Here is a 14217-nt window from a genome sequence, read left to right on the forward strand (position 1 = left end):
GATGTTGAGGGACTAGTAAAAGAGGAATCTGATAGATAATCCTCCAAAACCTCTAAAGAATATCGTCTATGTCCACTTTTCGTTTTAAACGATGGCTTAAGCTTTCCCTGCATGTCCCAGTTACGCAGTGTGGGTACGGTAACCCCGATGGCTTTAGCAGCTTGGCCGATTGTTAAGTGTTCAGAAATTTTAGACACCTCCTATTTTTATTTTTAACACATTTATATAGGTTTTGGTAGGATTTATTTCAAATAGGTATATAAGACTATATAAAAACAAGAAAAGCGGCAGGTGTCAATAACGGTTTAAATTTCCCTAATTTCAACGGAATAAAATTCCCTAATATCGTCATAATTGAGCGGGCTGTATGCCTGCTTTTTTCTTTTCACGAAGCCTGTAAGAGTCACCTCTTATATTAAAGGTTGAAGAATGATGAACAATCCTATCTAGAATTGCAGTTGCTAATACTTCATCCCCAAAAATCTTACCCCACTCTACATAAGACTTATTGGAAGTTAGGATCATTGCTCCGGTTTCATACCTTTTTGAGATGATCTGAAAGAATGTATGTGAACTTAATTCGTCAAAACCAAAATAACCTATTTCGTCTACAACCAAGATATCTGGTCTACAATACCTCTTAATAATCCGTTGGATTAACCCTTGTTTATTGGCTTTTTGGCATTCTGCTATAAAGTCATTTGCCGTGATATAAAGGGCTGTATGACCTTGTGTGAGGGCCTCTACTGTCATAGATATGGCTAAGTGCGTTTTCCCTACACCAGGAGGCCCTAGGAGGATAATATTCTCACCATGATGTATGTATCGTCCGGTGAGAACTTCTTTAATACGTTTCTCGTCTATACTTGGTTGAAAGGCAAAATCAAAATCGTGAATGGTTTTTATATAGGGAAGTTTGGACTTTTTAATCCTTTTGTTTAACTCTGTTTCTTCCCTGTGTTCAATTTCCTTAGATAAAAGCGTGTATAGGAAGGTAGAATATGATACATTATCTTTAGATGAATCTTCTAAGATTCCGTCTAGTTGGTCAGCTGTGTAGGACCACCCTAATTGCTTGAGTCGTTCAACTAAGACTGTGGTGTTCATGTTAGATCACCATCCTCTAGTTGATCATAAATTTGAAGAGAGCGTTGCTCTACTTCAAGATTTGAGGGCTGTAAACGACTGTGGGTCGCCAAACCAACAGAGGTCGTTTTCAGTCCTTTATAATGTTCAAAATGAATATGTTCTTTTGCTTTTCCATCTAAGATTGGGTGGCTTGCAATACGTTCGTTTGAGTCGAATATCTCCAGATGATGATCTAAAGTTTCTTTAATTTTTACTTCTTGGCCCACGTACCTGAAAGGTACGGAGTAACGGTTACCTTTATACGAGACAAAGCAGTCTTTACTAACAGTTCTAAGTTCCCAGTGATTAATAGGGAATAAAGGTTTAGTGTTTGATTTAGCTAAGTAACGTTGTTCTTGTTGAAAGCGTATCTCCGGTGCTTCTTGTGTAGTTTGATTAATCTTTCGATTAGCTGTTCGATCTAACCATTTTCTTACCTCATTATTTAATCCTTCAAGACTTTTAGGCAATCTTCGCTGCATAAAATTCTTCTTCAAGTAGCCCACTACGTTTTCTACTTTCCCCTTAGTTTGAGGCCTATAAGGCTTACAGGCTTTAGGAGCCACTCCATAATAAGCTAGAAACTCTTCAAACTTTCTATTGAAACGGATCTCTACTGGACTATGTTTAATAACAGCTGTTTTCATATTGTCATAGAGTATCTGTTCGGGAACACCATTAAAGTAAGCAAATGCATTCATATGACATTTCATCAATGTTTCTAGGTTCATATTATCCGTAAACTCTATATACTTCATTCGTGAATAACTTAATACCATTGTGAATGCACTAATGTCTTTCATCTCTCCATCAACTTCAAATTTCCCTACGTGACCCCAATCCATTTGAGCTTGTTTCCCAGGAGATGTTTCAAATCTTATCGTTGCTTGTTTTTTAGGCTGAGACCTAAATGGTCTCACAAAGTCTCTAAGAATCGTCATCTTGCCGGTATAACCTAAGGATTGAATCTCTTCAAATAACACCGAACAATTCGTTGTTCCTTCTTTAATTCTTTCTCTTAAGTAATCTTTATAAGGATCTAGCTTACTGATCTTTTTAGCTGATCTATCCTTTCGTTCGGGAAGACTATCGGCTTTTATGTACTTTCTAATCGTTTTTGGATCAAATCCAGTCTCCTCAGATATTGCTGTAATTGACCAACCTTTTTGATAAAGTTCCCTAATCATAAAAAACTCCCCAATCTGGACCATCACTCTACACTCCATCTCTATGTTATATAGAATGATTATCCGTTATTAGTGGGGAATTTGAAACCGTTGTTATTAGGGATTTTATCACCGTTGCTAACACTTGCCACCAGTCCACCACAAAGGGTTCACTTCCCCCTCACGATGTGTGCCAAGGGACCCTTCCCCGTGGTACTTCCAGATAGGTATTCTGTATTTAATCTAAATCATTTTAAACAGAAAGGAGAGGCGAGTACGGTTCTAGCGCTTTATTCAAAACAATTCACTTAGAAAAGAAGCTTCCTCCCATAAAAAAGAAGCGCAAAAATTGTCTCTGCGCTTCTTTATCTATTACACATTCACCTTCGAATGTTTTTGAACAAGCTCCTCCATAAAAGCAAGCATGTCATCTTTTAATTCTTCATTCTCAAGTGCCATTTCAATTGTTGTTTTAATAAATCCACTCTTCTCCCCTACGTCAAAACGCTTACCTTCAAAGTCATAAGCAAATACACGCTGGATATCATTTAACTTCTCAATTGCATCCGTTAACTGCACTTCTCCACCAGCGCCTTTTTCTTGTTTATCTAAGAACGACATAATCTCTGGTGTTAGGATATAACGTCCCATAATGGCTAGGTTAGAAGGTGCCGTACCTTGCTCAGGCTTTTCTACAAAGTGACTCACCTGGTAACGGCGGCCTTCTTGTTTCTCGGGGTTAATGATACCATAACGATGGGTCTCTTCATCCGGAACGGTTTGTACACCTATTACAGATGAATGGGTTTGTTCATACTGATCCATCAACTGTTTCAAGCCTGGATTATCGGAACGAACGATATCATCACCAAGTAATACAGCAAACGGCTCGTCTCCGATAAACTTACGTGCACACCATACCGCGTGGCCAAGACCCTTTGGTTCCTTTTGACGAATATAGTGGATATCTACTTTGGAAGGCTTTTTCACCTTCTCAAGTAAGTCGAACTTCTCTTTCTTTATTAAGTTATCTTCGAGCTCAAATGTAAAATCGAAATGATCCTCGATAGCGCGTTTACCTTTCCCCGTCACGATAATGATATCTTCAATTCCAGATTCAATTGCTTCCTCTACTATATATTGTATAGTTGGCTTGTCTACTATGGGTAGCATTTCTTTAGGCATCGCTTTTGTCGCTGGGAGGAAACGTGTTCCAAGACCTGCAGCAGGTATAATCGCCTTTTTTACTTTTTCCATCTTCCTTACTCCTCTCAAATTATATCTGGTTATAGTTTATTTAGTTATTAATAAACAATGCTAAAAAAACTTCCGAGTCTATTAATTAACGGGACGCCACATGCCATTTTTAGTACATCTTTGAGAAAGGATGCGGCGGAGGCATCGTTCTCGTGCTTTGCCTCCTCTTGAATTTACTATAATTAAGTGGTAAATTTAAATTTATTACATATGCATCAGGGGGCATATTTGGGTGAAAAAAAGAATAATAGAAATGTCTAAAAGAATAGTACACGATACAATCGTAAACTGGATAGGTGGTTCTTTTCTTGTTCCACCTCCACTGAGGTATGTCATATACAGAGTGGCGGGTTTGAAAACTAATACTGTTAGAATACGACCAAATTGTCTTTTTAACGGTCCTAACATCTACATCGGTAAAGGAACATTTATTAATTACAAATGTTACTTTGATAATGCTGCAGGAATAAAGATAGGTAAAAACTGTGCATTTGGTATGGAAGTACTTCTATGTACATCTACGCATGATATTGGGAATAGCCTTAAAAGAGCTGGAGAAACAGTGCAATTACCAATCGAAATTGGAGATGGATGCTGGATTGGCGCTAGGGCAAATATACTCCCAGGCGTCAAAATAGGTGATGGATGTATAATTGCTGCTGGATCTTTAGTTACCAAAGACTGTGAACCGAACGGACTATACGCCGGGTTGCCAGCCAAGAGAATACGAGATTTAAATTGATAAGACAAGTGCTATAACTATCTTTTTTTAAAGTAACAAGTTATTATTCCTTCCGATTTCTGATTGATCCGATAAATCAATCTTTTTTGGAAAACAGCGCACTTTAAGTTATGAGGCACAACACTTATAAGTAAATTTATGCGTTGTAGCCTTCTAAAAGACATACAGGATATTCTGAAGAAAATTTGTATAAAGAATTATAATAATGAAGTTTGAGGCAACAATGTTAACCTATTTCATTAAGGAATCGTAGTTACTAGCATAGGAGCTTCCTAAGTGTGTTTTTTCTTTATTTGTATAAATAATTTATTATTCGGGTAGATACTAACTAACTTTTAATCTGTTAAATCAAAAAAAATAAACAATGCTAATATACCTGAATTCATTAATTAGCAAGTGGACTTTTTCATGCCAATTTCCAAGTTCTTCAATATCCAGAATACTAATTTGTTTTATTGGAGAATTGTGTTTTTGGAGCTTGCAAAATATAAAAGTGGAAATGCTACTGAAATTTCCAGTATATTCAGTTAGCAATTATATATGATTTATTAAGATTCTTTTTCTTTTCACCTTTAACGAACTTCTAATTGCTCTAAATCTTCTATCAAGGTAGTCATTGTGCTTTAACTTTTTAATCAATAAGATCTAATCAGAGCATCTTTTGTTGATGTAGGATAAACCTATTCCCTATTTTATATTATAAGTTATCCACATTTCTTCCTTGATCTTTCAAGCATTTTCTTCTATAAGGCTACGATGGTAACGGTCTTTGACAAGTAATCTTAAGATGAAAAAGCAAAAGAACTTATCTGGTTGACTGTTATATAGACTGCAAACGAAAGCTGGCGATATAACTACATCACTCGTTTGCAGCCTATAAACCTTGAATCAGAACAACACTCTTCCTACATTCATAATAACCCATAATGAATACTGGAGGGGGCGAATTCTTCGAAACATAAAGTGACAGTTGATCCATTTATCACATTAGAGAAATAAATCAACTCAGTTTTGGTGCACACTCCCGCTCTATTTCCTTACATAAAATTAATATGATGTAGCTACTTCTACACTCCCCTGCTTTTCTTGAGTTACTTTTTGTACTTTTCTAATTACAGCATTACGTCCGATAGAATGATACTCCACCCCCGCTTCCTCCATTGCTTCTAATTCATGTATATTCCTTCCATCATACACTAGTGGTGTGCTCATCAACCTTGCAAATTCAATTGGCATAATTTCTTTGATATTTCCCCATTCTGTTAGCAAAAAACATACATTAGAACCCTCTAATGCCTCCTTAGGATCACCTACATACGTAATACTCCCTTTTGAGATACGACCTTCTGGGAAAACTTTCGAAAAGTTGTCTATACCTACAGGATCATAGGCGTAAATATCTGCTCCTTGTTCTAACAACAATGAAACATTTGCAAGTGACGGGGCTTCACGTAAATCATCAGTTCCTGGCTTAAATGTTAATCCAAGAACAGCAACTTTTAGTCCACTAAATGTAATGAGTCTATTGCTTGCTTTATTAAATAATTTCGTTTTCTGATCTTTATTCACATCAATAGCAGCACGAACCGTTTTCAGTTCATAATTATTTTGTTCTGCAAGATAATTAAGTGCTTTTGTGTCCTTAGGGAAGCAAGAGCCACCAAAGCCAATCCCGGCATTCAAAAACTTGCTACCAATTCGTTCATCAAAACTCATCCCTTGCGCCACATCTTGAACGTCCGCACCAACAAGTTCACAAAGATTTGCAATGTCATTCATATATGATATTTTCAATGCCAAAAAGTCATTAGATGCATACTTAATCATTTCAGCAGATCGACGATTAACTGATACAATTGGCAAATGGAATGGTGCATATATGGCCCTTAAACGATCTTCTGCCCATTTACTCTCGGTACCGATGACAATACGCTCTGCCTCTAGCGTATTACGCACAGCTGATCCTTGTGCTAAGAACTCGGGGTTTGATGCTACTTCGATATGGACGTTCTCAGCTTTAAAGTCTTTTACGAACTGATCAATTTTGTCATTTGTGCCGACAGGTACAGTCGATTTAACGACTATAAGACAGTCTTTTTCAACATTTTCTGCAATTTGGCGAGCTACTGTAGCGATATACGATAAATCAGCGGCCCCATCTTCTTTCTCTGGTGTTCCTACACCAATAAAAATTGCATCCGCATCTTGGTAGGCATACTGGTAGTCTGTAGTATATTCTAGACGCCCAGCAGCATAGTTTTTCACCATCAACTCTTGTAGCCCTTCTTCATATATGGGAGAAACTCCTGTCTTCATCATTTGGACTTTTTCTTCATCTACATCCACACACTTAACTTGGTGTCCCATTTCAGCAAAGCAAACTCCTGCGACCAAGCCAACATAACCAGTTCCAGCAACAGCAATTTTAAACATATACTAACTTCCTTCCTTAACTTCAAATAAATAATATTATATTAATTCACACTTATTGAACGTTGATAAATAATAGATTAATTATTAACCATCAAGTTTCAACAAATATAATGAAAAAAATTTAATGTTTGCCCTCAAAAATCTTGATATTTTTAAAAAACATCTTTAAACATCAGTCATATATCAGTTTAGGTTTTCTTTAGGACAAGCAGCCCAATAGATTAGCTTCAAATTGAAAAAAAGGCTACCTATACTAGTTCCTTCTATACTTTAACGCTACTACGGTATTTCTCATATCTCCAAGCATCTCGACACATATCCCTTATATTTTGTTGTGCTTCCCAATTTAATTCCCTTGAAGCTTTAGTCACATCTGCATAACACACTCCAATATCACCCGACCTTTTATCAACAATTTTATATGGAATATTAATATTATTGACCTCTTCAAAAGCCTTAACCATTTCTAATACACTAGTACCGTAACCAGTTCCTAAATTGTAAACATGGGCCCCATTTTTTTTGTTTTGGAGAGCAGCTACATGACCTTTTGCTAAATCCATGACATGAATATAATCCCGAACTCCTGTACCATCTACAGTACTATAATTGTCACCGAAAATATTTAGATTTTCTAATTCACCTTTTGCCACTTTTGTAATATATGGCATTAAATTATTTGGAATCCCTCTCGGCTCTTCCCCAATCAAACCAGAAGAATGAGCCCCTACTGGGTTAAAATATCGGAGAAGTGCTACAGAAAACCTTGAATCTGAAACACACATATCCATTAGTATTCTTTCGCTCATAGCTTTTGTTTCCCCATAAGGGTTAGTGGTAGGGAGTAAGTTCATATCTTCTACAAAAGGAGAATTTTGATCTCCATATACTGTGGCAGAGGAACTAAAAACAATTTTATTTACACTATACATTTGGCAAGCTCTAGCAATTACCAAGGTGCTCAAAATGTTATTATAGTAATAGTCTAAAGGTTTATTAACAGATTCCCCTACTGCTTTGTAGCCTGCAAAATGAATAACCGCTTCTAATTGATGGTTTTTAAAAATTGAATTAACCTGCTCTTCATTTGTAACATCTATCTCATAGGTTATTACTCTCTTACCCGTAATTTCCATAACCTTCTCAAGTATTTTGGACTCACTGTTACAGAAGTTATCTGCTACGATTACAGAATACCCTGATTCTAATAGGGAAATACAAGTATGAGATCCAATAAATCCTGCTCCACCTGTAACTAAAATATTCATATTCTTGCCCCTTTCAAAACTAGGTGTAATTTACAAAAACTCTATTTATCCCTTATTTTTAAATAATGAACCTATTACACTTTTTCACTTATAGGTAAAGTATTCATAAAGTAAACTGCTAGCATTATTAATATTTTTATCACGCTAGCTATTAACATTCCTATACAAAATCCAATTAAGTCGTACAAGTTATAAAATACCATTATACATATTATGTATACTATTAAGTTAATTGCGTTAATAAATAATTGCCAATTAATATGCTGGAATGTAAGTAAGAACGGATGTATTATTGAACTAATTACTCCCATAATTGCTGTTGCCGTTGTTATATAAATTAAATCCAACGAACTTTGGGCCCATTTAGGATATAATAAATTTAAGATAGGCTCACTAATAAATATAATTATTCCATAACCAACAATACTCATGATTACGGTTAATAACATTATTATCAGGAAATTTTTATTATTCACTTTCTCCACTTTAGTAAGATAACTTAATATAACTCCACTTATTGGGGTTATAGCCATAGATATTATTTTTCCCATCAATGTCGCAGAGTAATATACAGAAACAGCTGCCGGTCCAAGTAGTGGGAATATCAACAGTTTATCTGCGTACATTAATATAGTTTTCATTAGTACGGACAGAAATAAAACCACGCTCTTATATGTAGTTTTTTTAAATAAACCTGTTATTGCAAAAGGTTCAGTAATCAAATTAGAGTTTCTTATAATATATATCAAGCTAAAACTTGCTCCAAAAACATAAATCAATTGCCAAAACCCGATGAAATAAAAAAATAATACACCAATTAAGTAGCCAAAACTTAATACAATATTGTTAACTAAAATAGCTTTATAATTTATCGTTATTCTAAAACTTACTATTAAATACTCTCTTAATAGATTAAGGCCAGAAAATAATATTACTAACAGAACACTTATAAAAGAGAATCCCTTCTCAAAATATATTGTTCCAATAATCATAATTGTTGTATTTAGTAGTATGCTTATTGTTAAGAGTATTTTAAAATCCCCAACAGCATCATTCTTTTTATACTCCTGGTTCATTAGTAACCTAATATTATTTAACACATTTCCGAATGGCAAACTAAACAACGTCGCCATACTAATCACCGTTATTGCTATACCATATTCTTCTTCACCTAGACGCCCACCAACTACAGGGAGAATAATCAGTTGAAGCAGAAGTATTGGCACTGCTGCAGCAATAATATTTAATATTGAGTCTGATAATATTTTTTTATACATACTTGCTCCTCTTCCACTAATTTAAGGTTGTATTAGCAAACTATCTATACGATAGTACAGTAATTTGGTGCTGTGGAATATATACTATGAGGTTTTTAGACTCGAATTAAACTCTTTATTATCATTACCCTCTCTAAGAAATAAAGCGCTAAATACTAAAAAGAAAAATAAACCATGTGTTAGTAACAAAGTAGATAAAAAAGCAGTATTTAGATAATATATATAAACAAAAACAATACCAAAGTATTTAGGAGATATTTTAATCATTTTTATAAATAAGAATACTCCACAAATTAACACTGAAAAGAAGATGCTTCCTGGTATTCCAAATGAAACATACCCTTCAGTAAATACCCCAACATTTGCGTTGAGTCCTTCTAAGCCCATTACAACTTCACCGACATACATTGACAGCGAACCACCTATTTTATCCTCTACTAAGCCGAGCCCAAGTGGCGAATGAGATAAGTATGTATGGTTACCTGTAAAATGATCTATATATATATTATTTAGAAAAGGAGGTACAAAAAACACTCTTCTAATAAAGCTATCTAACAAAAACACATTCCCAAGAATCGCCTCCAAAGCAATGCCAAAAAATGAGAGAAAGCTGATTGACTTAAGAAAATTAACAACTTTCTGCGTATAATTCCCCTTATAAAATAGTAGCAATGCGAACAAACCAATAAACACACTTTTTAAAGCACCGCATAAATAAACATAAACAATCATTGAAAAAAACAGCGTTACTTTTAACCACTTTCTATATTCTATATTCCTCACAATTAAAACTGGTAAAATAATTCTAACTAATGGGGCATATATATATCCCGTTAATGGTATACTTATGTTTCTAAATAGAGCTCGGGTTTGGTATACATCTATTAATAACAAATTTTTTAAGTCAATATACTTATAATAAAGTATAATAAATGGAGAAATTAGTATTAAACTCAAAGGAGTTAAAATTCGGTCAACACGATTTATTTTTTTGTTGTCAGTAAATACTTTCTTTGACCTAGAAACTAATATTAAACAAATTAATGTAATAGATATAGTTAAGAGTTGCACGATACTTGAATTCTCCGAATACTGGTAATATATTACCTCTCCCGCAAATAAATAAGTAAACATAATATTCCATACAGCAAAAATAAACTTATCTTTTATGAAATAATTTAATAGAAGCATTAATATTAAAATAACAGTTCCTATTAATAATTTTGGGAAATTAAAAGTATAAGTAAAACCCATGTAACTGAATCTATCTGATATAACAAGAGCATAGGCTAGGTTCAACCCTAATACTGCAATAAATTGCCATAATATCACTTTTTTTATACTATTCATTTGACTCACTATCCTTCTCATTAAGAGCCTATTACTAATCATTCAAATTATTTTTTATTAGCATATTTAACATTACTGTATATATCCATATATTCCTTTGTGATATCTTCCCAATTAAATTTATCACAAAGCTTATAACTATTATATGAAATATCTTTATAGTTTCTCTTAATATCTAATATACGTGACTTTATATCAAAAATATCTTTCCCGTCTACACTATAACCAACTACTCCTTCTTCAAATTGCTTATCAAACCCTTGCCCTTTTGTATATATAACTGGCAACCCTTGAGTCATCGCCTCCGCATAAGTAAGCCCAAAAGTTTCTGTCATAGAAGGCATTACATAGATATCTGCTTTTCTATATTCCTTTATAAGATCTTCACGTGATAAAAAAGGAATATATTTCACAAAATGATAGCCATTTATTTTATCTAAAATATCTTCATCCAAGACCTTTCCAATAACTGTGTAAGTTGTTTTTATCCCTGACTCATTTAAAGATTTAATGGCTTCACACACTGCAAGTTGATTTTTCCTCTTGCTCAAATACCCAACAGTAATAATATTTAGGGAGCTCTGTTCATCTAACTCATCCCTATAGTATTTGTTTTTTAGGAAAAAAGAATTTATACCATTAGGTATAATACTACTTTTAGAAGAAAATTCAGCTTGCAAATTCTCCGGAATATATTTTGAATTCATAAGATCTAAATAAGATTCTGAAAGGTATACGATTTTTTCAGCTTCATTTAGAATTTGTAGACCTAAACTTCTTAGATGGATTTGATATTTAAAGAAAACATTAACATCCACATCACGAACTGCAACAATATAAGGTTTGTTCCAACGCTTCTTTGCTTCAAGAGCAATGTAGCCATTCGAAAATAATGTATGGGCATGGTAGAGGTCAAAGTCAGTATTTTCATATAAGTTCAAGAAATCTTTAAGGACGATCCTCTCTTTTAAGTGAAATAACAACCTATGCCAATTTCTGTAATTTAGCCTCACATCCAAGTAGGAAGCTTCAACATTAGGTAATCCTCTCTCTTTCGCACGAAAGTAGAAAACCCTAAAATCTAAGCCTTCTAATAATTGCTGTTCCATAAAATCAATATAAAAACTGTCATAGTTTGAACATATATGACAAACATTCACTTCGCTCACCCCTTGTATCTTGCCTATCAACTTTCCATGCTATATTTCACACTTATGCTATTTTATTCACTTCCTACATAACTAAAGGTTTCAGACCATTTATCTAAAATATACTCTTCATTAAATTCACCGTTTTCACCTTTGAATAAAGAATTCAGCGCCATTCTTTCTAATTCACTTCTATTTTCATCTAAAAAGATTAACTTATCTACTAAAAATTCTATAATATTTTCATCTAAATAATCTGAGTATATTGTGTTGTCTCGATTATTCCACACCAATTCGTTTGGAAGGTTATTATAATTGAAGAATCTATATCTCGGCTGGGTTAAGTATCCGTTATAATTATCTTCCACCATTTCTGGTAGCCCGTATATATCGGTGGTAATAACTACATTACCTGATTTAACAGCTTCTAAAATAACAAGTGGAAAGCTGTCTTGTCTGGAAGGATTTAACACAATGCAAGAGGTGTTGTAAAACTCATACAGCTCCTCTTTACTAAATCTAAAATCAAACACGTTCACGTTATCATTATCTTCAATTTTCTCAAAAGTTTCTTTATCCAATTTATTTATAGGAGTTATTATATTAAGCTTTATGTTTTTTTTCCCCAACCCCCACAACTTGTTAAATGCCTCTAATATATCTTTTCCACCCTTCAAATTAAAATCGGAAGAAATGTACAAACATTGAATAACAGGTTCCCTACAACTTAATTTGACGCTTTCTTCACTAGTCAAAACGTTAGCTTTAGCCAGGGGGTAAATTTGTTTAATCTCAACATTATCAGGTATTTCATAGAAATCCCTGATCGTCTCTTGACATGCCTTAGACATACATATGATTGCTTTTAATTTAGTATCATTTAAATACTTATTTAATTTGATTTTACTAATTAGAGCTTTATTCCTTTTTGTTGAATAATGTACTAACGCTAAGGGGTTTTCTAAATATATCACATAGTTTTTGTTTGACTTCAAAAATCTATTATAGCTAAAAACAATATCACAAGATTCATCGTTAACCTTAATTCTTTGAATTAAACCTAAGTAGTCTGCAATACGGGATTTGGCAATCTTAGCCATCATTTTCTTTTTCGTGGAGTTCACTTCATGAAATTTGTTTTCTTCATAAATGAACTTATGATGCTTCAATTCAGATTTAAAGAGGTTTTTTAGAAAACCTCTTCCTTTTGTCGCTACATATATTTTCTTCACAATGTCACTCCCAAAACACTTTATAGACTTTGAAAACTTTCTACCTAGTACTACCAGCTTTTTCCCAAAATGGCTTCGCTTTCCCAGAGAGAATGCTAAATACTCCTACCCATTGAGCGAGAATAGTCGAGCAATAGTAATAAATCAACACCATATATTTATTATTGCTTCTGGTAAATACATTTACAACTGCTAATAAATAAAATAACACCTGTAGACTAAATGTTAATATATATATCCACGAAGTTGTTGTTAAAAGGAAATTGGATACAAATATTAAAAGGTGTGAAATCCACAGTAAATATCGACAAGTTCTGTGACCAAAATAAAAGTAAGAAAACCATTTGTACTTAGGAAAATTCAAAATTCGTAAATCCGGGAGAATATGTTTTAAAATTAGTCTATTCATCCTGACTTTACGTCTGAATTCATCTTCAATAACCTCTCCTGCTTTCTCATAAACGATCGCCTCGTGGTTAGATATAGCTCTTTTTCCCATTAGTGCAAATAGTTGAGGCATTGCAGTGTCATGACTTTGAATTGGATTAAAATCGTAGTAGTCTTTCCTTCTACATGCATAGAGAGCCCCATTTCCAGCAGTAATTGTCTGAATTCTCCCTTCAATTTCACGCATTTCTAAGTCACTGTCCCAATAATTTGACTCAACATTACTTACATCAGTTGTCTGATTGTTTACGTATGTGAGTTTTCCCGTTACGTACGCAATATCTTCTGAGGTAAAAGAAGCCATTAATTCTTTTACAGAATTGTTTTTCATCATTGAATTTGCGTCAGTCATCACTAAATACTCAGTAGTAACAACCTTTTGAGCTTCATTTTGTGCATTTGTTTTCCCTTTTCTATCTTTCGCTTCATATAGCCAAATACTCTTTTCAGGATGACTTTTTATGAATTGTTTTACAAGTTCATTTGTTTTATCTGTACTGTTATCTGAAGCTATCAAGAATTCAATTTTATCTTGAGGATAGTCCAGCTCAATAATATTATTAAGCTTATCCGTTATCACTTGCTCCTCATTGTGAGCGACTACCATAATAGTGACTGTTGGAACGTGAGAATAATCCTTTTTTATTCGCCTATTCTTATAAGCTCCCCCTATAAATTTTAATGATAATGGATATCCAACCATCGCCCAAAATATAATAAAACCACTTAAATAAAATATAATCTTGAATAGTATCTCTATCGCCATATA

At 33.8% G+C, this 14217-nt stretch carries 11 protein-coding genes and 1 pseudogene; 1 reads left to right on the top strand and 11 read right to left on the bottom strand.

Features of this window, described 5'->3' with window-relative positions; genetic code table 11:
* Positions 1–38: 38 nt before the first annotated feature.
* The 4 genes and pseudogenes from IMZ31_RS24500 to galU form a co-directional block, all read right to left on the bottom strand.
* A pseudogene (locus tag IMZ31_RS24500) lies at positions 39–188 on the bottom strand (MerR family DNA-binding transcriptional regulator); the annotation flags it as partial.
* 160 nt (positions 189–348) lie between these two features.
* Positions 349–1107 (bottom strand): IS21-like element helper ATPase IstB, encoded by a 759-nt coding sequence (gene istB / locus IMZ31_RS17175; protein WP_207528473.1) that lies wholly within the window; start codon positions 1105–1107, stop codon positions 349–351.
* A complete protein-coding gene (gene istA, locus IMZ31_RS17180) occupies positions 1104–2339 on the bottom strand; it encodes an IS21 family transposase (protein WP_207528474.1) in 1236 nt (411 codons plus the stop codon). Before istA ends, istB begins: the two co-directional genes overlap by 4 nt.
* A gap of 327 nt (positions 2340–2666) precedes the next feature.
* Positions 2667–3551 carry a UTP--glucose-1-phosphate uridylyltransferase GalU gene (gene galU / locus IMZ31_RS17185; protein ID WP_207528475.1) on the bottom strand — a complete coding sequence of 295 codons (885 nt, stop codon included), beginning with the start codon at positions 3549–3551 and terminating at the stop codon, positions 2667–2669.
* Positions 3552–3783: 232 nt separating this feature from the next.
* Between galU and IMZ31_RS17190 the strand changes: the two genes are divergently transcribed.
* Positions 3784–4293: an acyltransferase gene (locus IMZ31_RS17190; RefSeq protein ID WP_242705600.1), complete on the top strand. Its 510-nt coding sequence runs from the start codon at positions 3784–3786 to the stop codon at positions 4291–4293.
* 1047 nt (positions 4294–5340) lie between these two features.
* Here the strand turns inward: IMZ31_RS17190 and IMZ31_RS17195 are convergent.
* The 7 genes from IMZ31_RS17195 to IMZ31_RS17225 all read right to left on the bottom strand — a co-directional run bounded on the left by IMZ31_RS17195 (position 5341) and on the right by IMZ31_RS17225 (position 14214).
* Positions 5341–6726, bottom strand: coding sequence for a UDP-glucose dehydrogenase family protein (locus IMZ31_RS17195; RefSeq protein ID WP_207528476.1), 1386 nt, complete (start codon positions 6724–6726; stop codon positions 5341–5343).
* Positions 6727–6989: 263 nt separating this feature from the next.
* Positions 6990–7994: a UDP-glucose 4-epimerase GalE gene (galE, locus tag IMZ31_RS17200; protein ID WP_207528477.1), complete on the bottom strand. Its 1005-nt coding sequence runs from the start codon at positions 7992–7994 to the stop codon at positions 6990–6992.
* Positions 7995–8068: 74 nt separating this feature from the next.
* Entirely contained in the window at positions 8069–9271 is a 1203-nt protein-coding gene (locus IMZ31_RS17205) for a lipopolysaccharide biosynthesis protein (RefSeq protein ID WP_207528478.1), read from the bottom strand.
* Between the two features lie 84 nt (positions 9272–9355).
* Positions 9356–10621, bottom strand: a complete 1266-nt coding sequence (locus IMZ31_RS17210; RefSeq protein ID WP_207528479.1) for a hypothetical protein — start codon at positions 10619–10621, stop codon at positions 9356–9358.
* A 47-nt stretch (positions 10622–10668) separates the two neighbouring features.
* The gene (locus tag IMZ31_RS17215) at positions 10669–11781 is read right to left on the bottom strand and encodes a glycosyltransferase family 4 protein (RefSeq protein ID WP_207528480.1); all 1113 of its coding nucleotides are present in this window, start codon (positions 11779–11781) and stop codon (positions 10669–10671) included.
* A gap of 62 nt (positions 11782–11843) precedes the next feature.
* Entirely contained in the window at positions 11844–13001 is a 1158-nt protein-coding gene (locus tag IMZ31_RS17220; protein WP_207528481.1) for a glycosyltransferase family 4 protein, read from the bottom strand.
* Positions 13002–13041: 40 nt separating this feature from the next.
* Complete coding sequence (locus IMZ31_RS17225; RefSeq protein ID WP_242705601.1) at positions 13042–14214, bottom strand: glycosyltransferase; 1173 nt, start codon at positions 14212–14214, stop codon at positions 13042–13044.
* Between the last annotated feature and the right edge of the window lie 3 nt (positions 14215–14217).

It is taken from the genome of Pontibacillus sp. ALD_SL1 (assembly GCF_017355605.1).

Excerpts from the sequence above, each read along its gene's own strand:
- istB (WP_207528473.1), bottom strand. The coding sequence starts at position 1,107 with ATGAACACCACAGTCTTAGTTGAACGACTCAAGCAATTAGGGTGGTCC.
- istA (WP_207528474.1), bottom strand. The coding sequence starts at position 2,339 with ATGGTCCAGATTGGGGAGTTTTTTATGATTAGGGAACTTTATCAAAAA.
- galU (WP_207528475.1), bottom strand. The coding sequence starts at position 3,551 with ATGGAAAAAGTAAAAAAGGCGATTATACCTGCTGCAGGTCTTGGAACA.
- IMZ31_RS17195 (WP_207528476.1), bottom strand. The coding sequence starts at position 6,726 with ATGTTTAAAATTGCTGTTGCTGGAACTGGTTATGTTGGCTTGGTCGCA.
- galE (WP_207528477.1), bottom strand. The coding sequence starts at position 7,994 with ATGAATATTTTAGTTACAGGTGGAGCAGGATTTATTGGATCTCATACT.
- IMZ31_RS17205 (WP_207528478.1), bottom strand. The coding sequence starts at position 9,271 with ATGTATAAAAAAATATTATCAGACTCAATATTAAATATTATTGCTGCA.
- IMZ31_RS17210 (WP_207528479.1), bottom strand. The coding sequence starts at position 10,621 with ATGAATAGTATAAAAAAAGTGATATTATGGCAATTTATTGCAGTATTA.
- IMZ31_RS17225 (WP_242705601.1), bottom strand. The coding sequence starts at position 14,214 with ATGGCGATAGAGATACTATTCAAGATTATATTTTATTTAAGTGGTTTT.